Source organism: Hyphomicrobiales bacterium, assembly GCA_030688605.1.
In the GTDB taxonomy this organism is placed as follows: domain Bacteria; phylum Pseudomonadota; class Alphaproteobacteria; order Rhizobiales; family NORP267; genus JAUYJB01.
On record JAUYJB010000112.1, the window covers coordinates 1 to 20,796 of the forward strand.

At 67.2% G+C, this 20,796-nt stretch carries 26 protein-coding genes; 14 read left to right on the plus strand and 12 right to left on the minus strand.

Features of this window, described 5'->3' with window-relative positions; translation table 11 throughout:
* Window positions 1–167: 167 nt before the first annotated feature.
* The 3 genes from Q8P46_12010 to Q8P46_12020 form a co-directional block, all read right to left on the minus strand.
* The gene (locus tag Q8P46_12010; protein ID MDP2620878.1) at window positions 168–944 is read right to left on the minus strand and encodes an anti-sigma factor; all 777 of its coding nucleotides are present in this window, start codon (window positions 942–944) and stop codon (window positions 168–170) included.
* Window positions 944–1,459, minus strand: coding sequence for a sigma-70 family RNA polymerase sigma factor (locus Q8P46_12015; GenBank protein MDP2620879.1), 516 nt, complete (start codon window positions 1,457–1,459; stop codon window positions 944–946). The genes Q8P46_12010 and Q8P46_12015 overlap by 1 nt, the downstream gene beginning before the upstream one ends.
* 90 nt (window positions 1,460–1,549) lie before the next feature.
* Window positions 1,550–1,798 (minus strand): hypothetical protein, encoded by a 249-nt coding sequence (locus Q8P46_12020; GenBank protein ID MDP2620880.1) that lies wholly within the window; start codon window positions 1,796–1,798, stop codon window positions 1,550–1,552.
* A 260-nt stretch (window positions 1,799–2,058) separates the two neighbouring features.
* On the opposite strand from Q8P46_12020, the gene rplS reads away from it, so the two are divergent.
* The 5 genes from rplS to ggt all read left to right on the plus strand — a co-directional run bounded on the left by rplS (window position 2,059) and on the right by ggt (window position 6,782).
* Complete coding sequence (rplS, locus tag Q8P46_12025) at window positions 2,059–2,604, plus strand: 50S ribosomal protein L19 (protein MDP2620881.1); 546 nt, start codon at window positions 2,059–2,061, stop codon at window positions 2,602–2,604.
* Window positions 2,605–2,883: 279 nt separating this feature from the next.
* Window positions 2,884–4,299: a 3-isopropylmalate dehydratase large subunit gene (gene leuC / locus Q8P46_12030; protein MDP2620882.1), complete on the plus strand. Its 1,416-nt coding sequence runs from the start codon at window positions 2,884–2,886 to the stop codon at window positions 4,297–4,299.
* Window positions 4,300–4,457: 158 nt separating this feature from the next.
* Window positions 4,458–4,643 carry a 50S ribosomal protein L32 gene (gene rpmF, locus Q8P46_12035; protein MDP2620883.1) on the plus strand — a complete coding sequence of 62 codons (186 nt, stop codon included), beginning with the start codon at window positions 4,458–4,460 and terminating at the stop codon, window positions 4,641–4,643.
* An 83-nt stretch (window positions 4,644–4,726) separates the two neighbouring features.
* Window positions 4,727–5,137, plus strand: a complete 411-nt coding sequence (locus Q8P46_12040) for a hypothetical protein (protein ID MDP2620884.1) — start codon at window positions 4,727–4,729, stop codon at window positions 5,135–5,137.
* A gap of 52 nt (window positions 5,138–5,189) precedes the next feature.
* Window positions 5,190–6,782: a gamma-glutamyltransferase gene (gene ggt / locus Q8P46_12045; GenBank protein MDP2620885.1), complete on the plus strand. Its 1,593-nt coding sequence runs from the start codon at window positions 5,190–5,192 to the stop codon at window positions 6,780–6,782.
* Between the two features lie 16 nt (window positions 6,783–6,798).
* Here the strand turns inward: ggt and phaR are convergent, their stop codons facing one another.
* Window positions 6,799–7,401, minus strand: a complete 603-nt coding sequence (gene phaR / locus Q8P46_12050; protein MDP2620886.1) for a polyhydroxyalkanoate synthesis repressor PhaR — start codon at window positions 7,399–7,401, stop codon at window positions 6,799–6,801.
* Between the two features lie 320 nt (window positions 7,402–7,721).
* Between phaR and phbB the strand changes: the two genes are divergently transcribed.
* From phbB to Q8P46_12065, 3 genes are all read left to right on the plus strand, one after another.
* On the plus strand, window positions 7,722–8,447 hold the full coding sequence (gene phbB, locus Q8P46_12055; protein ID MDP2620887.1) for an acetoacetyl-CoA reductase: 726 nt from the start codon (window positions 7,722–7,724) through the stop codon (window positions 8,445–8,447).
* Between the two features lie 173 nt (window positions 8,448–8,620).
* A complete protein-coding gene (locus Q8P46_12060; GenBank protein MDP2620888.1) occupies window positions 8,621–9,271 on the plus strand; it encodes a YjbE family putative metal transport protein in 651 nt (216 codons plus the stop codon).
* An 83-nt stretch (window positions 9,272–9,354) separates the two neighbouring features.
* A complete protein-coding gene (locus Q8P46_12065) occupies window positions 9,355–10,245 on the plus strand; it encodes an EamA family transporter (protein ID MDP2620889.1) in 891 nt (296 codons plus the stop codon).
* 155 nt (window positions 10,246–10,400) lie between these two features.
* Here Q8P46_12065 and gloB read toward each other — a convergent pair whose 3' ends face one another.
* Window positions 10,401–11,165, minus strand: coding sequence for a hydroxyacylglutathione hydrolase (gene gloB / locus Q8P46_12070; GenBank protein MDP2620890.1), 765 nt, complete (start codon window positions 11,163–11,165; stop codon window positions 10,401–10,403).
* Between the two features lie 111 nt (window positions 11,166–11,276).
* Here gloB and Q8P46_12075 point away from each other — a divergent pair, with 111 nt between their 5' ends.
* Window positions 11,277–12,041, plus strand: coding sequence for a methyltransferase domain-containing protein (locus Q8P46_12075; GenBank protein ID MDP2620891.1), 765 nt, complete (start codon window positions 11,277–11,279; stop codon window positions 12,039–12,041).
* A gap of 232 nt (window positions 12,042–12,273) precedes the next feature.
* Here Q8P46_12075 and Q8P46_12080 read toward each other — a convergent pair whose 3' ends face one another.
* The 3 genes from Q8P46_12080 to Q8P46_12090 all read right to left on the minus strand — a co-directional run bounded on the left by Q8P46_12080 (window position 12,274) and on the right by Q8P46_12090 (window position 13,498).
* Window positions 12,274–12,597, minus strand: a complete 324-nt coding sequence (locus tag Q8P46_12080; protein MDP2620892.1) for a DUF6455 family protein — start codon at window positions 12,595–12,597, stop codon at window positions 12,274–12,276.
* Between the two features lie 274 nt (window positions 12,598–12,871).
* A complete protein-coding gene (locus Q8P46_12085; protein MDP2620893.1) occupies window positions 12,872–13,105 on the minus strand; it encodes a hypothetical protein in 234 nt (77 codons plus the stop codon).
* 9 nt (window positions 13,106–13,114) lie between these two features.
* A complete protein-coding gene (locus Q8P46_12090; protein ID MDP2620894.1) occupies window positions 13,115–13,498 on the minus strand; it encodes a hypothetical protein in 384 nt (127 codons plus the stop codon).
* On the opposite strand from Q8P46_12090, the gene Q8P46_12095 reads away from it, so the two are divergent.
* Window positions 13,488–13,652: a hypothetical protein gene (locus tag Q8P46_12095; GenBank protein MDP2620895.1), complete on the plus strand. Its 165-nt coding sequence runs from the start codon at window positions 13,488–13,490 to the stop codon at window positions 13,650–13,652. The genes Q8P46_12090 and Q8P46_12095 overlap by 11 nt on opposite strands.
* Window positions 13,653–13,671: 19 nt before the next feature.
* Here Q8P46_12095 and metW read toward each other — a convergent pair whose 3' ends face one another.
* Complete coding sequence (metW, locus tag Q8P46_12100) at window positions 13,672–14,304, minus strand: methionine biosynthesis protein MetW (protein MDP2620896.1); 633 nt, start codon at window positions 14,302–14,304, stop codon at window positions 13,672–13,674.
* Entirely contained in the window at window positions 14,301–15,473 is a 1,173-nt protein-coding gene (locus Q8P46_12105) for a homoserine O-acetyltransferase (protein ID MDP2620897.1), read from the minus strand. Before Q8P46_12105 ends, metW begins: the two co-directional genes overlap by 4 nt.
* 306 nt (window positions 15,474–15,779) lie before the next feature.
* On the opposite strand from Q8P46_12105, the gene Q8P46_12110 reads away from it, so the two are divergent.
* From Q8P46_12110 to Q8P46_12125, 4 genes are read left to right on the plus strand one after another with little or no spacing between them, the layout of a single operon-like run.
* Window positions 15,780–16,670, plus strand: a complete 891-nt coding sequence (locus Q8P46_12110; GenBank protein ID MDP2620898.1) for a chorismate mutase — start codon at window positions 15,780–15,782, stop codon at window positions 16,668–16,670.
* Window positions 16,667–17,782 (plus strand): histidinol-phosphate transaminase, encoded by a 1,116-nt coding sequence (gene hisC, locus Q8P46_12115; GenBank protein ID MDP2620899.1) that lies wholly within the window; start codon window positions 16,667–16,669, stop codon window positions 17,780–17,782. The genes Q8P46_12110 and hisC overlap by 4 nt, the downstream gene beginning before the upstream one ends.
* A gap of 10 nt (window positions 17,783–17,792) precedes the next feature.
* Window positions 17,793–18,719 carry a prephenate/arogenate dehydrogenase family protein gene (locus Q8P46_12120; protein MDP2620900.1) on the plus strand — a complete coding sequence of 309 codons (927 nt, stop codon included), beginning with the start codon at window positions 17,793–17,795 and terminating at the stop codon, window positions 18,717–18,719.
* Between the two features lies 1 nt (window position 18,720).
* Window positions 18,721–19,260 carry a gamma-glutamylcyclotransferase gene (locus Q8P46_12125; protein ID MDP2620901.1) on the plus strand — a complete coding sequence of 180 codons (540 nt, stop codon included), beginning with the start codon at window positions 18,721–18,723 and terminating at the stop codon, window positions 19,258–19,260.
* A gap of 196 nt (window positions 19,261–19,456) precedes the next feature.
* Here the strand turns inward: Q8P46_12125 and Q8P46_12130 are convergent, their stop codons facing one another.
* Window positions 19,457–19,840, minus strand: coding sequence for a hypothetical protein (locus tag Q8P46_12130; GenBank protein ID MDP2620902.1), 384 nt, complete (start codon window positions 19,838–19,840; stop codon window positions 19,457–19,459).
* Between the two features lie 195 nt (window positions 19,841–20,035).
* The coding region (locus tag Q8P46_12135) for a ribonucleoside-diphosphate reductase, adenosylcobalamin-dependent (protein ID MDP2620903.1) at window positions 20,036–20,796 on the minus strand (761 nt) is incomplete at its 5' end.

The window sequence follows — 20,796 nt, forward strand, 5'->3', positions numbered from 1 at the left end:
TGGTTGAGCCTGTTCTTGTCGCAAAACCGGTTCCCACTTTTGCGGAACATGCTCTTTTGGTTGAGCCTGCTCTTCTCGCAAAACCGGTTCCCACTTTTGCGGAACATGCTCTTTTGGTTGAGCCCGCTCTTCTCGCAAAACCGGTTCCCACTTTTGCGGAACATGCTCTAGCCCGGCTCCTGGCCGATCAGCTCGCCATAGACGATCTGGGCAAGACGCAGCAGCCGCTCCTCGCCGATATCGCCGGCGAGCGCATAGCCCAGCGGTCCGTCGAGCCAGTAGAAGGTTTCGGTCGAGCCGTGCCGGGCGAGCCGGAACGCGGTCTTGGCGTTCTCGGGATTGACGGCGATATAGAGCGTCACCCGCTCGCCCCGGTGATCCTCGTACATGAGCTGCGCCGCAGCGCCGTCGCTGCCCGGCAGGAGCCGGCCGCCGATGAGGTTGAAGCCGGCTTCGCTCAAGGTCGGCGCGGCGAGCCGGTGGCCGAGCCGCTTCGACAGCCAGCTCACCAGATGCGCCTTCTGGTCGGCGCCGACCTCGACCGGGTGCAGCACCTCGGCGACATAGACCCTGTGAGCGGTCAGCGCCCGCTCGGCCGTGCCTTCGGCCATCGCCGGGGCCGGCCCGGCAAATTGCGCGACCGACCAGCCGGCCGCCCCGCCGGCGGCGAAAATGACGATGGCGGCGGCGGCCTGCCACCAGGCGAGCCGCGCCCGCCGCCGCGAACCGTTGAGCGCCGCCAGCATGCTTTCCGGCACCGCCTCCTCGAGCACCGGGTCGAGCGCCTCCTGCAGCCGGCGCAGATCCGCCCGGCAGGCGGCGAGCCGCTGGCGCTCGGCCGGGTTCTCCCTCAGCCACGCCTCGAATTCGGCCTGCTCCTCGACCGGCATCTCGCCGTCGAGATAAGCGTTGAGATCGGCATCTCCGAAATTGCGCCTGGGCATTATTCAACGCTCCTCAATTGTCCGGGCCGGCGGGCGTTTTCGCCGATGAGCTCGCGCAATTGCGCCCGGCCGCGGCCAAGCCGCGACATCAAGGTGCCGACCGGCACGCCGAGAACGGCGGCGGCGTCCCGGTAGCTCATGCCCTCGACCCCGACCAGGACGAGCGCCTCGCGCCGGTCGTCCGGCAGCGCCTCGAGCGCGTCGAGGACGTCGGCGACGTGGAGGCGGTCGAGCTGCCGCGGCGGGTCGAACGCCTCGGCGGCGGAGATCGCGGTCACCTGCGCCATCTCGGTGCGGCGCCGGCGCGCCCGGCCCTGGTCGATAAAGAGGTTGTGCATGATCGCAAACAGCCAGCGCCGCGGCTCCTCGCCCTCTCGCCACTGGGCAATCCTTTCCAGCGCCCGGGCGATGCAGTCCTGGACCAGGTCGTCGGCCTCGCCCGGGTCGCGCACAAGGGCGCGCGCATAGCGCCTCAGGCGCGGCAGTTCCTGCGCGATCGCCGCCTTGCGGTCCAATTCGTCCCCCGTCTCGAAGGGGCGGCGGCCACGGCCGCCGCCCCTGGGTTACTCACATCGACTCTTACCATGACGACGTAACCGTGTTGCCTACATGTCGTTCAAAAGCTTGCGCATGGCCTCGGCCAGGCTCTTTTGCGCCTCGTCATGATTGCCGGAACTGTGCTCGGCCATGCCCTTGTCCTTCAACGCCGTGATCTCGGCCTTCTGCGCATCGGTCAGACTGGCCTTGGCGAGACCGGCGTCGATGGCGGCGGCATCCATGGGGCAGTGGAACGCCAAAGCCGGGGTGGCGAAGAGCGCGAGCGCCGCGCCGGCCAACAGTGTCTTGCGTAACATGAGGATCCTCCCTTCATGGGTTCGGTACCGATACTCCCATGAACGTCCGGGCGGCGGGTTTAATCCCGGCGAACGGAAATATCGGCGGCAACGGCATTCGCTCCCCGACTACCGCCCCTCCCCCATATCGACAAAGTCCGGCTTTTGCAGTAATGAACCGGCCGACGTCTCAGGCCCGCACGGGTCCGCATGAGCCGCGCTGAGCGCCGCTCCTCTGCACTCCGCAAAAACCGGCGATCAAGCAAGAAGGGAGTTGAGCCATGAACATCATCGAGGAGCTGGAGAAGGAAGCGGCAGCCGCCCTCGAGGCGAAGCGCCCGGTTCCCGAGTTCCGCCCCGGCGACACGGTCAAGGTCAACGTCAAGGTGACCGAAGGCGAGCGCACCCGCGTGCAGGCCTATGAAGGGCTGTGCATCGCCCGCTCCGGCAAGGGCATCAACGAGAGCTTCACGGTGCGCAAGATCTCCTTCGGCGAAGGGGTCGAGCGCGTGTTTCCGGTCCATTCGCCGGCAATCGAGTCGATCGAGGTGGTGCGCCGCGGACGGGTGCGCCGCGCCAAGCTCTATTATCTGCGCGCGCGGCGCGGCAAGTCGGCGCGCATCGCCGAGGCGACCGACGTGCGCACTAGGCGTCTGATCGACGCCGAGCGCAGGGCCGCGGCCGAGGCCAAGGCGGAAGCCGCCGCCGAAAAGGCCGCCGCATTGGTGCAAGCAGCAGCCGAGGCGGAGGCCGAGGCCGCCGCCGCGGAAGCCGCCGCCGCCAAGGGCAAGAAAGCCCGTGCCGAAGAACCCGCCAAGACGGAATAGGGCGGTTTTCCGGAGTGAATTGGTCACGGGGCTGTGCCATGCCGCCCTTTTCGTTCACCGTTCCTCTTGTCATTGTCCGCGAAAGCGGACAATCCAGTAGCCTCCGAGTATTTGGATTTGATCTCCGAGGATACGGGGTCACCCGGTCAAGCCGGGTGACGACATGCTGAGAGGGTTTGAGTGCGCGCCGTGGCCAACGGTGCGCGGCGACTTGACCAATCGTGAGCATTTGCCCCATATCAGCCGCAGCATTGGCGATGAGGACGAGTAACGAAAAAGATGAGCGCGCCGAAGACGCTTTACGACAAGATCTGGGACGAGCACCTCGTTCATGAGGCAGACGACGGCACCTGCCTGATCTATATCGACCGCCACCTGGTGCACGAGGTGACGAGCCCGCAGGCCTTCGAGGGACTGCGCCTGTCGAACCGCCGCGTCCGCGCGCCGGAAAAGACGCTCGCCGTCGTCGACCATAACGTGCCGACCACCGACCGCAGCCACGGCATCGACGATCCGGAAAGCGCGCTGCAGGTCAAGACCCTGGAAAAGAACGCCGCCGAGTTCGGCATTGACTATTTCAACGAGATGGACAAGCGCCAGGGCATCGTCCACATCATCGGCCCGGAGCAGGGCTTCACCCTGCCGGGAACGACCATCGTCTGCGGCGACAGCCACACCGCGACCCACGGCGCCTTCGGCGCGCTCGCCAACGGCATCGGCACCTCCGAAGTCGAGCACGTGCTGGCGACCCAGACACTGATCCAGAAAAAGGCCAAGAACATGCGCGTCACCGTCGACGGCGCGCTGCCCGCCCACGTCACCGCCAAGGACATCATCCTCGCCATCATCGGCGAGATCGGCACCGCCGGCGGCACCGGCCACGTCATCGAGTATGCGGGCGAGGCGATCCGGGCGCTGTCCATGGAAGGGCGCATGACGCTGTGCAACATGTCGATCGAGGCAGGCGCGCGGGCCGGCATGATAGCGCCGGACGAGACGACCTTCGCCTATCTCAAGGGCCGCCCGCGCGCGCCCAAGGGCGCCGACTGGGACAAGGCGGTCGCCTATTGGCCGACGCTGAAGTCGGACGAGGGCGCGCATTTCGACCGCGAGGTAAAGCTCGACGCGGCAAGCCTGCCGCCGCTCGTCACCTGGGGCACGAGCCCGCAGGACGTGGTCGCGGTCACCGGCGAGGTTCCCGACCCGGCGGCCGTCAAGGACGAGGGCCGGCGCCGCGCCATGCAGCGTTCGCTGGACTATATGGGGCTCAAGCCGGGCATCCGGATGACCGACATCGCCGTCGACCGGGTGTTCATCGGCTCGTGCACCAATGGCCGCATCGAGGATTTGCGCGCCGCGGCCGAGGTGGTCGACGGCCACCATGTGGCGGAAAGCGTCAACGCGATGATCGTGCCGGGCTCGGGCCTGGTCAAGGAGCAAGCCGAGGCCGAGGGCCTCGACAAGGTGTTCAAGGCGGCTGGCTTCGAGTGGCGCGAGCCCGGCTGTTCCATGTGCCTGGCCATGAACGCCGACAAGCTTGCCCCCGGCGAGCGCTGCGCCTCGACGTCTAACCGCAATTTCGAGGGCCGCCAGGGCTATAAGGGCCGCTCGCACCTGGTCTCCCCGGTGATGGCGGCCGCCGCCGCCATTGCCGGCCATTTCGTCGACATCCGCGATTGGCCGGAGCAAGACTAGAGCGGTTCATGGTTATAGGGAGCCGATTTGGCCCATCAAATCGGTTCCCTATAACCATGAACCGCTCTAGCCACAACGAACGGTCTTCGGTATAAGACGGCCCGGCGCGCGGAAGCGCCCCAATCCGTTTCGCAGCTTGCATTGATGGAGCCACGCCGATGGCGGTGCCAAAGAGAAAAACATCGCGCATGAAGCGCGGATTCCGCCGCTCGGCGGACGCCCTCAAGGACCCGACCTATGTCGAGGACAAGGACAGCGGCGAATATCGCCGGCCGCACCATATCGACCTGAAGACCGGCATGTATCGCGGCCGCCAGGTGCTCAAGCGGAAAGAAGAAGCCTGACCGCGCCAGGTCCGGCAGTTGCCGCCCCACAATAACGGCGTATAGTTCACGACTCCCGCAATTGTGCGTACGGGGGAACGGTCATGTTGCTCGGCATTCCACTGCTTGTCCTGCCTTTGATCGCTTACAACGTCCTGACCTTCGTGACCGAAATCGTCTGGTCGCGCGAGGTGATCGGGGTCAACATGGTGTCAGGCGCGCGCTGGGTCCTGACGGTCGAGGATCTGTTCATCACCGTGGCCCTGCTCCTGCTGTTCGTCGAAATCCTCAAGGCGACGCGCACCGGGTTCGGCTCGGTCTTCGATCACGCCATGTCGACCCTCGTCTTCATCGTCTGCCTGGTCGAGTTCCTGGTCGTTCCGCAGGCCGCGACATCGGTCTATTTCCTGATGACCGCGATCGCGCTTATCGACGTCGTTGCCGGCTATTCGGTCACCATCCGCGCGGCGCGGCGCGACTTCGCCGTCGATCATTATCCGCCGGGCAGCTATTGAAACCCGGCGCCGGTCCCGCTTGCGCGCGCTCCGGTCGCAGAAACGGACCGAGATGACCGGTCGCGATTTCCAACTGCCCGGCCGCTCGCCGGTCCTTGCCGGCAACGCCATGTGCGCGACGTCCCACCCGCTGGCGAGCGAGGCGGCGATTGCCATGCTGCGCGGCGGCGGCAACGCCGTCGATGCCGCCGTCACCGCCGCGGCGGTGCTGGCCGTGGTCGAGCCGCAGATGACCGGGATCGGCGGCGACTGCTTCGCCATTGTCGCCCGCAGGGACAAGGCGCCCACCGGCATCAACGGCTCCGGCCGGGCGCCGGCGGCGGCGACCCCGCAATGGTATCAACTGCATGGGATCGAAGCGATCGATCGGGAAAGCGTTCACGCGGTGACGGTGCCGGGCGCGGTCGACGCCTGGGACCGGCTGCTCGCCGAGGCGGGCTCCATCGGCCTCGATAAGGCGCTGGCGCCGGCGATCCGGCTCGCCGAGGACGGCTTTTTCGTCGCCCCGCGGGTTGGCTTCGACTGGCGCCGAGGGGCCGAGAAGCTGGCGCGGGACCCGGGCGCGCGGCAGTTCTACCTCAAGGACGGCAAGCCCTATGCGGCGGGCGACCGGGTCCGCCTGCCGGCACTCGCCAAGACCCTGAGGACGATCGCCAAAAAGGGCCGCGACGCCTTTTATAAGGGCGAGATCGCCGAGGCGCTGGTGCGCCATCTCAATTCCCTCGGCGGCCTGCACACGCTCGACGATTTCGCGGCGACGACGGCAAGCCCGGTCAAGCCGGTGATCAACCCCTATCGCGGCGTCGACATGGTCGAGATGCCGCCCAACACCCAGGGGATCACCGCGCAGCTGATGCTCAACATTCTGGAGAATTTCGACCTTGCCGCGCTCGTGCCCATGGGCGCGGAGCGGCTGCATCTGGAGATGGAGGCGATGCGCAGCGCCTACCGCTTCCGCGACCAGATGATCGCCGACCCCGAGGCGATGCGGGCCAGCGTCGCCGAGATCCTCGACAAGCGCCTCGGCCGCGATCTCGCGGCCCATATCGACATGGAGCGGTGCAGCGCCGATCTCGGCCCGGTCCGCGTGCCGGTAGGCTCCGACACCGTCTATCTCAGCGTCGTCGACACCGACCGCATGGCGGTCTCCTTCATCAACTCGCTGTTTCATACTTTCGGCTCGGGCATCTGCGATCCGGCGACCGGCGTCCTCTATCAAAGCCGCGGCTCGGCCTTTTCGCTTGACCCGGAGCATCCCAATTGCATCGCCCCGAACAAGCGGCCGATGCATACCCTCATTCCGGCCATGACCATGCGCGACGGCCGCGTCGAGCTCGCCTACGGCGTCATGGGCGCCGCCTACCAGCCGGTCGGCCACGTGCACGTCGCAACCAACGTCTACGACTACGTCATGGACATCCAGCAGGCGATCGACGCGCCGCGCCTGTTCTTCGCAGACGGACGGCTCGGCCTCGAGCGCGGCATTCCGGAAGCGGCGCGCGCGGCGCTCGCCGCCAAGGGACACGACGTCTTCGTCGTCGACAGGCCGTGGGGCGGCGGCCAGGGCATCATGATCGACTGGGAGCGCGGCCTCTTGATCGGCGGCTCGGACCCGCGCAAGGACGGCTGCGCCCTCGGTTTCTAGAGCGGCGCGGCGGACCCTATTTGCGCGACAGCGTCTCCAGCTTCGACTGCATGTCGCCGAGCTGGCGCTTCAGCGCCTCGATCTCGTTCTCCCCCGACGCCTCCGCCTTGCCGCGCTCGGCCTTGGGGGCGGCGCCGGCGGTGTCGGCGCCGGGCTTCTCGGCCGTGAACGGGTAGAAGACGCCGAGCGCCTTTTCGAACACGGCGAGGTTGCGCTGCACCTGCTCCTGCAGGGCGTCGAAGCCGGGCACGCCCCACGCCTTGGCCATCTGGCGCTGGAACTTCTCCTGTTCCTTGGCGAGCGATTCCAGGCTGAACTCGAGGTAGCTCGGCACCAGCTTCTGCATATTGTCGTCATAGAAGCGGATAAGCTGGCGCAGGAAGCGGATCGGCAACAGATGCGGCCCCTTGCCTTCCTGCTCGAAGATGATCTGGGCGAGAACCGAACGGGTGATGTCGGCGCCGCTCTTGGCGTCGTAGACGACGAAATCGCGGCCGGATTTGACCATTTCCGCGAGGTCGTCGAGGGTCACGTAAGTGCTCGAATCGGTATTGTAGAGCCGCCGGTTGGCGTATTTCTTGATAACCACGGGCTCAGCGGTGTCTTTCGGGTGCTGCACGGGGCATTCCTCATTCTTGCCGCAAAAACCGCGCGCCTCGCGGCTCGGCATGAGCTTGTCTTGATCCCTACGATACGAAATATGTATTGCCGGTGCCACTTTTTTTGTGCACGGCAGCGAAACTTCCGCTGCATTGCGGGCCAGCGGCGGAACGGAGCCGGGATCGGTAAATGTTCGCCGCCCGCCGATTGACAGCACACCCGCCGGTGTCGCAATGATCGGCGGAGCAGGCGAACCGGAGTAGCGCCTCCGTGAGGGAAGATGCAGTTGTGAATATCGCCGGCACGGGCATCGCCAGGTGCGCGGAGCGCGACTGAGCCATGGCGCGGGTCGCGATCGTTACCGGAGGAACGCGCGGCATCGGCGGCGCCATTTCCAGGGCGCTGAATGAGGCCGGCTGCAAGGTCGCGGCCAGTTACGCCGGCAACGACGCGGCGGCGAAGGCCTTCAAGGAGGAGACCGGCATTGCCGTCTATAAGTGGGACGTCGGCGACTACGAGGCGTGCGGCAAGGGCGTCGCTGGGGTCGAGCGCGACCTCGGGCCGGTCGACATCCTGGTCAACAATGCCGGCATCACCCGCGACGGCATGCTGCACCGGATGAGCCTGAAGAGCTGGGGCGACGTCATCCGCACCAATCTCGATTCCGTGTTCAACATGACCCGGCCGGTGATCGAGGGCATGCGCGCGCGCGGCTTCGGGCGGGTCATCACCATCTCCTCGGTGAATGGCCAGAAGGGGCAGCTGGGCCAGACCAACTATTCGGCGGCCAAGGCGGGCGTCATCGGCTTCACCAAGGCGCTGGCCCAGGAGGGCGCGGCCAAGGGCGTCACCGCCAATGTGGTGGCGCCGGGCTATATCGCCACCGAAATGGTGAGAGCCGTGCCGAAAAAGGTGATGGAAACGATCATCCTGCCGCAGATCCCCGCCGGCCGCCTCGGCGAGGCCGAGGAAGTGGCCCGCTGCGTCGTGTTTCTGGCCTCCGACGAGGCCGGCTGGATCACCGGTTCGACGCTGACCGTCAATGGCGGCCAGATCATGGTCTGATGTCGCCCTGCCGCACCGCCAAAGCCTTGCCTAATCGCCGGATATATTTCGCAGTTTTCCCGCCCGCCGTCTTGCCGAGCGCGACCGGCGATCCCACATATGGGCGGCGCCGATCCGCGGGAAGTGCGTGATTGCCCTTGCCCACCGACCTTCTACATTCCGAGCTTCTCGCCATGGTCCAGGTGGTGTCCATCGACCTGGTGCTGGCGGGCGACAACGCCATCGTCGTCGGCGTGGCGGCGTGCGGCGTCGCGCCCGGACAACGCGGCAAGGTCATCTTCTTCGGCATCATGGGGGCGGTATTTCTGCGCATCGCCTTTGCCGCCGTTACCACCCAGCTCCTCGCCATCATCGGTCTGACGCTCGCCGGCGGCATCCTTCTGCTTTGGGTTTGCTGGAAGCTCTATCGCGAGTTGCGCGAGCAGCGGGCCCAGGATGCCGCGGCCGGACTGTACTCAGGAGACCTCGGGAGGGTGGACTGCGCCGCAGGCGCCACAGGCGCCGCCGCGGGCGCAGCCGTCGTCGCGGCGGTGCCGCACAAGAGCGTGGCCTCCGCGATCTGGCAGGTCGTGGTCGCCGACGTGTCGATGTCGCTCGACAATGTGCTGGCGGTGGCCGGCGCCGCCGGCGAGCACATGCTGGCGCTCGTCGTCGGGCTTGCGCTGTCGGTCATTCTGATGGGCGTCTGCGCGGCGCTGGTCGCCCAGTTGCTGCAGCGCCACCGCTGGCTCGGCTATCTCGGCCTAGCCCTGATCGCCTATGTCGCCGGCAAGATGATCGTCGACGGCAGCATGGAAATCAGCCGCGCCATGGCCGGCCTGTGACCGGCGCCGGCCGATCCGGCCCTCTTTACCCGCCGCCTGTTTTCGCCTAGGTCGTGATCGCTAGGCTGGCGCAGGGGGAGCGGTTGTCGAAAACGCGCGCGACGCTGATCGGTTTTACGGCCGTGCTCATGTGGTCGCTGCTGGCCCTGCTGACGGCCGCCTCCGGCCGGGTGCCGCCGTTTCAGCTCGCCGCCATGAGCTTTGCCATCGCCGCCGCGGCGGGGTTCCTGAGCCGGCTGTTCCGCGCCGGCGCGCGCGGCCGTCCACGGCCGCCGGCGGGCGCCTGGCTCCTCGGCGTCGCCGGCCTGTTCGGCTACCATTTCTTCTACTTCACGGCCCTGAAGTCGGCACCGCCCGTGGAGGCGGGACTGATCAACTATCTGTGGCCGCTCCTGATCGTGCTCATGGCGGCGTCGCTGCCGGGCGAGCGGCTCGGCTGGCACCACGTGGCCGGCGCCCTGTTGGGGCTGTTCGGCACCGTGCTGATCGTCACCGGCGGCGAGGGGCTCGGCATCAAGGCGGACTATGCGCCGGGTTATGCGGCAGCGCTCGTGGCGGCCGTGATCTGGTCCGTCTATTCGGTCATGTCGCGGCGCTTCGCGGGCGTGCCGAGCGACGCGGTCGCCGGTTTCTGTCTGCTCACCGCATTGTTGAGCGCGGCGAGCCACCTGATGGTAGAGGAAACGATCTGGCCCGCGCGCCCGACCGAATGGCTCGCGGTCGCCGGCCTCGGCCTCGGGCCGGTCGGCATCGCCTTCTACGTCTGGGACTATGGCGTCAAGCATGGCGACATCGCGGTGCTCGGCGCCAGCGCCTATATGGCGCCGCTCCTGTCGACGGGGATCCTGATCCTGGCCGGCTTCGGGGTTGCGAGCTGGACCGTCGCCATTGCCTGTCTGGCGATCACCGGCGGCGCCGCGCTCGCCGCCAAGGACCTGCTCGCGGCGCGCGCACGGTCGCCGGCCGCCGACTAGCCGCCCGGCGCCCTGCCCTCTGGTGCCAGACTTCTGCTGCATCGATCCGGCGCCACGGCGCGGCCGACGAGCGTCCATGCGCCGAGGGGCCGCGCGCTCCGCAGGGCGCCGGCGGGCACTGCCGCCGCTCGCCGGCGGCACGGCCGGGAACCGCTCTAGAAATTGTCCTTGCGCTTGCGGACGGCGGCAAACACGTCCGCCGGGCTGCGCCCGCTCAGGCCGGCTTGCGCCTGCAATTCCGGCTTTTCCGCGCGCAGGAACGGATTGGTTTCAAGCTCCTCGCCGATGGTCGTCGGCAGGGTCGGCCTGTTGTCGGCGCGCAAGGCGGCGATCGCCTCGGCGCGGCGCTTCAGGGCCTCGTTCCGCGGCTCGACGGTGAGCGCGAATCTCGCGTTGGCGAGCGTGTATTCGTGGCCGCAATAGACCCGGGTGTCGGGCGGCAGGGCCATCAGCTTCTTGAGCGATTGCCACATTTGCGGCGGCGTGCCCTCGAAGACGCGCCCGCAGCCGAGCGCAAACAGCGTGTCGCCGACAAAGACGATCCTGTCCGCCTCGAACCAGTAGGCGATGTGGTCGAGGGTGTGGCCGGGGGTGGCGATGATGCGCGCGACATGGCCGCCGAATTCATAGCTTTCGCCGTCGCCGACCTCGACATCGATGCCGGGGATGCGCGAATTGCGCGGGCCGACGATGGCGCAGCCGGTCTTCTCCTTCAGCTCAAGGTTGGCGCCGGTGTGATCGCCGTGATGGTGGGTGTTGAGAATGTGCGTCAGCCGCCAGCCGGCATCGGCGAGCGCCGTCTCGATGGGGCCGGCCTCCGGCGCGTCGATGGAGGCGGTGAGGCCGGCCTCGGGGGCGTGGATCAGGACGCCGAAATTGTCGCTCAGGCACATGAATTGCCGGATTTCGAGATTGGCCATCTCCCGCTCCTCCACCGCTGGGTGTCTATGATCTTGGATTTGCCGCCGATCAAACTATCATTCGAGACTCTGCTGGCAAGCCGGCCGCGGCCGGAGAAGGCGCAGCCCCCCATGTATCTCGATGCCGCATATTATCGCGATTTCTACCTCGGGCGCCTCGGCCGGGTGGTCCGTCGGCTCATCTCGCGGCGCATCCGCGCGCGCTGGCCGGATGTCGGCGGCGAGACGGTGATGGGCCTCGGCTTCGCGCCGCCCTATCTTGGCGTGTATGCCGGCGAGGCCGAGCGCCTCGGCGCCCTCATGCCCGCCGCCCAGGGGGTGGTGGCCTGGCCCGAGGAGCCGCCCTATCGCGCCGCCCTGGTCGACGAATACGATCTGCCGCTGGGCGACTCCACGGTGGAGCGGCTGCTCCTCGTCCATGCCTTGGAAATGTCGGAGGCGCCGCAGGAACTGTTGCGCGAGGCATGGCGCGTGCTGGCGCCGGGCGGAAGCCTGATCGCCGTCGTCCCCAACCGCCGCGGCCTGTGGGCGCGCGTCGATACGACCCCCTTCGGCCATGGGCGCCCGTTCAGCCGCGGCCAGCTCGCCGACCTGTTGAAGGAGGGCATGTACAGCCCGCTCGGCTGGGAGGGGGCGCTCGCCATGCCGCCGTCGAGCCGGCGCTATCTGCTGCGCTCGGCGCCGGCTTTGGAGCGCATCGGCGCCGTGCTGCTGCCGGGTTTCGAAGGGGTGTGGATCGTCGAGGCGACGAAGGAGGTCTACGCGCCGGTTCCGGTGCGCAGGCTGCGGCGGCCGGCGCTGCGCCCGGTGCTGGCGCCGCCGGCGAGTGGGGCGATGCCGAAGAGTGGGATAGGTCCCCCGGCAGTGGCCCGATAGTTACGCAATTCGATGAGCGGCGCTTGCCCGGCCCGAACCACGGCCGAAAACGGTCGCCATAAACATCCTTGCCGCGCGCCGCTACAAACCGGCGATCGTCGAAGCGATTGACAGACGGGGCGCACTCGGCGTCGTGCCCCCGAGCCTGCGGTCTCACGCCCGGATCTTCGAGCTCGAATCGGCGGCGGCGGCCTGAGCCCTCAAGCCATTCTCGGGAGCGATGCCCAGCGGTTCAGCGGGCGGTTTTCGCGAAAAGGCCGAAGGCCCGGACATTGGGGCAAAAGCTGTTGCCGCCTTTGACCGTTCCGGCGACCCAGCGGTCGCACAGATCCTCCGACGGGCACCTGCGGCAGCGCTGCCGCATCTGTTTCAGGATCGCCGCGCTTTGCGGGCGGCCGCCGGTCGCAATCGCCGGGTCCATGCCGATGCGCGCCATCATGCGCGCCATGCGACTGGCCGAGGCAGTAGCCAGGTATCCTTGAAACCACACGACCATGGCGACACTCGCGGCCACCATGATCATGGCGATATTGATTTCGAATAGAGTCGGGGTCATGGTCTAGTTCTCCTTGCCGCCCGCCGGCCGGCGCAAAGGCCGGAGGCGTCACCGTAAGAACCGGCCCCACAACAGCCCTCGGCGGCAGATGCCCGGACGGCTGGTGCGTCCAACAAGTCTACGCCCGCGACCAGTCAAATCAATCGAGCGCCCGATCCTTGTAAGACCGCGGATGTGCGGCCGATTGCCGCGGGCTCAAGGCGAGGCGCCGGCGGGCATGCGACCGCATGCCCGCGCCTTCCAGGCGGAATCGGAGGCGGCTCGGCCGTAACGGCTAGCGGCAACGGCCGTGCCGCTGCAGCATCTCGATCTGGTGGCAGTCGGCGTCCTGCACCGCGAAGAGCCGCGCCATCGGCGCGCCGTCGCGATGGAACTCGTTGATCGGGTTGGGCTCAAGCCCCAGCTTTTCGAACCGGCCGGCGACCTTCAGGCCGAACGCCTTGTCGTGGAAATCGACCGATATCGCCTCGGCCAAGACCCTGACCATCATGTGGATCGGTTTGGCCATGGCGCCCGCTCAGACCGGCGAATCCTTGTCCGCCCGCGGATTGAGGGCAAACGAATTCGTGGCCGGCTGGTGATATGTGCTGCCGAAGCCGGCAAGAATTTCCCGCGAGGCTGCGTCGGGGTCGCCAAAGCAGCGGCAGGTGATCTTATCGCAGGCTTCGATGATGGCGCCCAACGGCGCCTTGCCCTTTTCGTTCGCAAGGTGGGCGCGGAAGGTGTCGTCGTTGGCGTAGATTTCGACCCATTCGCTGACGCGTTCGGACGGGTAGTCGACATGGTAGCAGATGACGCCCGGATGCTCGTGCATGACCTTGCACAGCGCCTCCTGATTGGACTTGAAGTCGGCGACCTTGCCATCCTTGATGTCCCAGCGGATCTTGAGCATGAACGCCATTCCCTGTTCCTCCTTTGATTTCGTGCCGGACGGTCGTCTAAGGACGCTTCCCGTTGCACGCGCGGGAAGCGAACGGATCGAATCCATCCACATGAGCGATCGTCTGCCAAACGAAGACGATCCCACCGGACGCCGTCCCGAATCCTCCCTCTAGGAGGATGTCCGGAAAAACCCTAGCGCGACAGCAGAAAAACACCCTGCTCGCCGAAGATGTTCAGCCAGAAAAGCGGCGCGCCGTCGGCTAGCCGCCGGCCGCGGGCGTCGAACACCGCCTTGTGGTCGATATGCACGGCCATCTCGCGGCACAGCTCGACGAAGTCGCGGATGGTACAATAATGGATGTTGGGCGTGTCGTACCAGCTATAGGGCAGGCGGTTGGTCACCGGCATGCGGCCGCGCGAGAGTATCTGCACGCGGATGCGCCAATGGGCGAAATTGGGCAGCGAGACGATGGCCCGCTTGCCGATGCGCAGAAGCTGCGCCAGCACGGTGCGCGGGCGGTGGACGGCCTGGATGGTCTGGCTGAGGATGACATAGTCGAAACTGTCGTCCGGATAGTCGACAAGGTCGCGGTCGGCGTCGCCCTGGATGACCGAAAGGCCGTTGGCGACGCAGCGGTTGACGCCGGCCTGGCTGATCTCGATGCCGCGCCCGTCGACGCGACGCGTCTCCTCCAGGAGCTTGAGAAGCTCGCCGTCGCCGCAGCCGATATCGAGCACCTTGGCCCTGTCCTCGACCAGCGCTTCGATGACCTGGAAGTCGGCGCGCTTCTGCTCGCGCGCGCGGACGCGGGCGGGCGTGTTCATCGCCCCGCCGTCTCTTTCTCTGCCAGGCCGCGCACCCGGCCGCAGGACCCGAGAAAGCCGCGGATGGTGGCCCACAGCTCCGGCTCTTCGAGCAGGAAGGCATCGTGGCCCTTGTCGCTTTCGATCTCGACGAAGCTGACATTGGCGCCCGCGGCGTTGAGTGCGTGCACGACCTGGCGGTTGCCGTCGGTCGGAAACAGCCAGTCCGAGGTGAACGAGACGATGCAGAAGCGGGTCCTGGTGCCGGCGAACGCATTGGCCAGCACGTCGCCATAGTCGGCGGCGAGGTCGAAATAGTCCATCGCCCGGGTCATGTACAGATAGGCGTTGGCGTCGAACCGGTCGACGAAGGTCATGCCCTGATGGCGCAGATAGCTCTCGACCTGGAAATCGGCGTCGAAGCCGAAGGTGACATTGTCCCGGTCCTGGAGGTTGCGGCCGAATTTGCGCGCCAGCGCCTCCTCGGAAAGGTAGGTGATGTGGGCGGCCATGCGCGCCACCGCCAGGCCTTTTCGCGGGTTCTTGCGCTTGAGGATATAGTTTCCCTTGCACCACTCGGGATCCGCCATCACCGCCTGGCGGCCGACCTCGTGGAAGGCGATGTTCTGCGATGAGTGCTTGGCGGCGGTGGCGATCGGAATGGCGGAAAAGACGCGCTCCGGGTAGCTCGCCGCCCATTGCAGCACCTGCATGCCGCCCATCGAGCCGCCGGTGACCGAGAACAGGTCGCGGATTTCCAGATGATCGAGCAGCATGGCCTGGGCCCGGACCATGTCGCGGACGGTGACCACCGGCAGGTCGAGCGCATAGGGCCGGCCGGTCGCCGGATTGATCGAGCTCGGGCCGGTGGTGCCCATGCAGCCGCCGACGACGTTGGCGCAGATGACGAAATACCGGTCGGTGTCGATCGGCTTGCCGGGGCCGACCATGATCTCCCACCAGCCGGGCTTGCCGGTAACCGGATGGGTGTTGGCGACGTGCTGGTCGCCGGAGAGCGCGTGGCAAACGAGCACCGCGTTGGCCTTCCGCTCATCGAGCGTGCCGTAGGTCTGATAGGCGATGGTCAGCGGCTTGAGCACGTGGCCGGAGTCGAGCAGCAGGGGCTGGTCCTCGCCGAAGCAAGCGACCCTACTATGCGGCTTTTCCGCCTCGCGCACGGCCGCCGGCAGATTGTCGGAGCTGCTGCGCCGGGATCTGGTCTTGCCTTGAAGGCTGGACACGCTGTCAAACTCCCGCTGCGACGCGGACCGTCTTGTGACCTTATTGACCCATCGGCGCGGCCGGCCGGCATGGCCGCGCCGCCGGCGCCGGAACACCCGTCGCAACGGCCATGGGGCGGCCCTTAGCTAGGTTCCGGACCCCTGCCGTGTCAACGTTTTCTTTGCTTTTGGATGAGCGCACCCGTATGAATACGCCGCGTTTTTTCGAGGCGCCGGCAGGCGAACCGAAGCGGCTCGCGAGCAGGAAAAGGACCCATGTCCGAGAAAGGCATCGGCATTGCCGACATCCGTCGCAAGATCGATGCGATGGACGACGAGATTCACCGGCTGCTGATGCAGCGCGGCGAGCTGATCGACATGCTGCAGCGGGCCAAGGGCGTCGGCGAGCCGGGCGGCACCATGGCCATGCGTCCGGCGCGCGAGGCGGAAATGCTGCGCCGGCTCGTCGCCGACCATGCCGGCGACTTTCCGATTGCCTCGCTGGAGCGCATCTGGCGCGAGATCATCGGCAGCTTCACCCAGCTTCAGGCGCCCTTCCGGGTGCTGATGACCGGTGCCGACGAGGCGGTGCTTGCCGAATATGGGCGACATTATTTCTCGGTGACGACGCCGATCTCGACCGTGCCCGACGCCGACGCGGCGCTTGCCGCGATCGCCGAGGATGCGGGCGTCATCGGCGTGATCGTGGACGACGACGATCATCTGACGGGGTCGGGAAGGCCGTGGTGGGCGACGCTCGCCCTTGATCGCGACCACCCGGCGCGCGCCGTCGCCCGCTATCCGTTCCTGAAGATGCGCGGATCGGACGCGGTTCCGCAGCGCCCGGCGCTCATCCTGTCGCGGGCGCCGGTCGAGCCGTCGGGAGAAGACGTGACGCTTGCCGCGGTGCCGATCAAGCCGGGCCTCGACGACAGGGCGGCGCGGACGGCGATCGAGCTTGCCTTCGTCGAAGCCCATCTCGGCGGGCTTTCGCTGCGGCTCGCGGACAGTTTCGACGGGTCCGACGGCGGCCTCGCGCTGGCCGAGATCGCGGGCCATGTCCCCGCCCACCTGTTCGACGGTCCGAACGCCGACGGGCTGCGCTGGCTCGGCGGCTATGCCGTCCCGCTCGAACTATCCCCCGGCGCCAGGAAGGCAGGACGATGACGCGCAACAAAGGCCGGCCGGTGCCGCGGCCGGGGATTCTCGACATCGAAGCCTATGTGCCCGGCGAGAGCGGAGAGCCGGGCAAGGGGCCGGTTTTCAAGCTGTCCTCGAACGAGACCCCGCTGGGGCCGAGCCCGGGGGCGGTCAAGGCCTATCGCGACGAGGCCGAAAGGCTTGCGCTCTATCCCGACGGCAGCGCCACGGCGCTGCGGGCGGCGCTGGGGGCGCAATATGGGCTGAAGGCCGAGCGTATCGTCTGCGGCGCCGGCTCCGACGAACTGTTGAGCCTGATCGCCTATGCCTATCTCGGGCCGGGCGAGGAGGCGGTCTATTCCGAGCACGGCTTTCTGGTCTATCGGCTGGCGATCCTGGCCTGCGGGGCGACCCCCGTGGCGGCGCCGGAGACGAACGAGACCGCCAATGTCGACTCGATTCTCTCCTGCCTCAACGACAAGACGCGGGTGATCTATATCGCCAACCCGAACAATCCGACCGGGACCTTTCTGCCCATCGATGAGGTGCGCAGGCTGCACGCGAGCCTGCCCAAGAACGTGCTCCTGGTGCTCGACGCGGCCTATGCCGAATATGTCCGGCGCAACGACTACGAGGCCGGCATCGAGCTCGTCGCCACCAACGATAATGTGGTGATGACGCGGACCTTCTCGAAGGTCTACGGCCTCGCCGGCCTGCGCCTGGGCTGGGCCTATTGTCCCGAACATGTGGCCGACGCGCTGAACCGCATCCGCGGTCCGTTCAATGTCAGCGGGCCGGCGATCGCCGCCGGCGTCGCCGCGGTCAAGGATCAGGGCCATGTGGAGACGGCGGTCGCGCATAACGCCGAGTGGCTGGCATGGCTCACGGAAAAGCTGAGTGCGCTGGGCTTGCGGGTGACCCCGTCGGTCGCCAACTTCGTGCTCATGCATTTTCTCGACGAACCCGGCAAGGGGGCGGCCGCCGCCGATGCCTTTCTCAAGGCGCGCGGGCTGATCCTGCGACGCGTCGGCAATTACGGCTTTCCCAACGCGCTGCGCATGAGCGTCGGCACCGAAGAGGCGAACCGGCGGGCCCTCGCCGCGCTCGCCGAATTCCTGGATGCCGGCGCGAGAAGCTAAAGGAAGAGACATGTTTGAACGCGTCGCCCTGATCGGGCTCGGCCTGATCGGCTCGTCTCTCAGCCACGCGATGCGGCGCGAGGGCCTTTGCCGGCACATCGCCGGGCACGCCAAAACCGCCAAGACGCGGGACAAGGCGGTCGAGCTCGGCCTCGTCGACTCGATCCATGCCACCGCGAAGGACGCCGTCGCCGGCGCCGATCTGGTCATCTTGTGCGTGCCCGTGGGCGCCAATGCCGCAGTCGCCGCGGAGATCGGCCCGCATATCGCGCCCGGCGCCATCGTCACCGATGTCGGCTCGGTCAAGGCGGCCGTCATCCGCGACGTCACCCCGCATCTGCCGCAAGGCGTTCATTTCGTGCCCGCCCACCCGGTCGCCGGAACCGAGCATACCGGGCCCGATTCGGGCTTCGCCGAGCTGTTCGATGACCGCTGGTGCATCCTGACCCCGCCGGCCGGCACCAACGCCGACGCGGTGGCGCGGCTCAAGGCCTTCTGGGAGGCGTGCGGCTCGCATGTCGAGGTCATGGATGCGGACCACCACGATCTGGTGCTCGCCATCACCAGCCATATCCCGCATCTCATCGCTTACAATATCGTTGCCACCGCGGCGCATCTGGAAACGGTTACCGAATCGGAGGTGATCAAATTCGCCGCCGGCGGCTTTCGCGACTTTACCCGCATCGCCGCCTCCGATCCGGTGATGTGGCGCGATGTGTTCCTCAACAACAAGCAAGCGGTGCTGGAGATGCTGGCCCGCTTCAACGAGGATCTGACGGCCCTGCAGCGGGCGATCCGCTACGGCGACGGCGAAATGCTGCTCGAGCTTTTCACCCGTACCCGCGCCATCAGACGCGGCATCATCGAGGCCGGACAGGAGACGCCGGCGCCGGATTTCGGCCGGCGCGGGCCGAAGGCGCCGGACGGCGCGGAGTAGAATGCCTACTGCGGATGCGGGCGAGGAATTCTGGGTCTTCGGTTACGGCTCGCTGATGTGGCGGCCGGGCTTTGCGTTTCTCGACCAGCGCCCGGCGCGGCTGTTCGGCGCCCACCGGGCGCTCTGCGTCTTTTCGCATATCCACCGCGGCTCGCCGCGGCGGCCGGGCCTGGTGCTCGGCCTCGACCGCGGCGGCTCGTGCCGGGGCATCGCCTTTCGCGTCGCGGCGGAGAAGGCGGCTGACGTTCTCGCCTATCTGCGCGAGCGCGAGCAGGTCACCATGGTCTATCGCGAAACCCGCCGCCTGGTGCGCATTGACGGCGGCGGGGACGCGGTGCCGGCGCTGTGCTACGTGGTCGACCGGAACCACGCGCAATATGCAGGCGTTCTGACACTCGGCGAGCAGCTGAGGCTGGTGCGTCAGGGGCGCGGCCAGTCGGGCGTCAATACCGACTATATCCGCAACACAGTGAGCCATCTGTGCCAACTCGGCATCCGCGACCGGCGGCTCGAGGCGCTCTTGGCGCGGCTGGCGATTTAGAGCGGTTCATGGTTCGAGACGCGCCCTTCGGGCGCCCTCGCCATGACGATCAACTTCACCCCTCGTCCTGAGGCGGGACGCCCGGGTCTTGCCCCCCGGGTCTCGCCTTTGGCGAGCCCGAGGACAGGCTCTGGCAAGCCCGAGGACAGGCTCCGGCTCGTCTCGAAGGATGAGGCCAAGGCCCTATCGCGCCGCCTCAATCGACGATGCGCAACAGGCCGAGGGCGGCCTTGAGGTCGCGCTCGACGGCGCGGCGCGCCCTTGCCGAGCCCGCCAGAAGGTGCACGTGTACCTCGTTGGCGCCAGCCTCTTCCATGCGCTTGAACAGGCTCCGCGCGGCGGCGCGCGCGCCATGCCCGCCGGCCTGTCCGACCCACAGCACGTGGCGCCGGCCGCCGGCCTGGCAGCGGACGAAGATCAGGTTCGCTTCGCCGTAACCCGGCCAGTCGGCAAGCGCGTGCACCGTGTGCAGGTATCGCCGGCCCGAGCGCCCGCGCCAATAGCGGAAGATGCTGCCGGCGGGAAGGCCGGCAAGGGCGGATACGGGCTCGTCGCGGGAGAGGAGACTGTCTTTTGCCATGAGAACAAAACTAGAACAGTTGTACCGATGCCGTCAAGCGAATCGGACCCTATCGCAGTGGGGTTAGCGGAGGGTTAGGCTTGGGGCATTGCCGCCGAATGTTGCGGGGAGGGTGGATAAGGCTCTAACGGGCTTGAGAAAAAACGAACGAGGGCATTAGCCGATCATACGGAATCAGACGAACCGGAGCTCGCTCTAGCTGCATTTGGCATAGCCGCAGTTGAAGCACAGATGGCAGCCCTCCTGGAACACCAGCGTTGGCATGTCGCAGCGCGGGCAATAGCGCCGCTCGGCGAGCCGCGCGGCGCCCTCGGCCGTCTGGTCGACCGGGCCGGGCAGGAAGCCGATGTCGATCATGTGCTGCTCGATGATGCCGCCGATGGCCGCCAGCAGGCTCGGCACGAAGCGCCCGTGCAGCCACTCGCCGCCGCGCGGGTCGAACACGCCCTTGAGCTCCTCGACGACGAAGGAGACGTCGCCGCCGCGCCGGAACACCGCCGAGATCATGCGGGTCAGCGCCACCGTCCAGGCGTAATGCTCCATGTTCTTGGAGTTGATGAAGATCTCGAAGGGGCGGCGGCGGCCGTCGCGGACGATGTCGTTGATGGTGATGTAGATGGCGTGCTCGGAGCCCGGCCATCTCAGCTTGTAGGTATAGCCGGGCAGCACCGGCTCGCGGGCGAGGGGCTCGGTCAGATAGACGATTTCGGCGCGCCGTTCCGGCGCCGGCTTCTCGGCGGCAAGGGGCAGGCTTTGCTGACGCGCGATCTCCGGCGGCCGCTGGGCGGGCCTTTCGGCTGGTGCCGGCGCCTCCTCGGCGCTGAGCACGGCGCCGGTCACCGGGTTCGGGCGGTAGGTGGTGCAGCCCTTGAGGCCGAGCGCATAGGCTTCGGCATAGACATCCTTGAAGGCGGCAAAGGAGATGTCCTCGGGCGCGTTGATGGTCTTGGAGATGG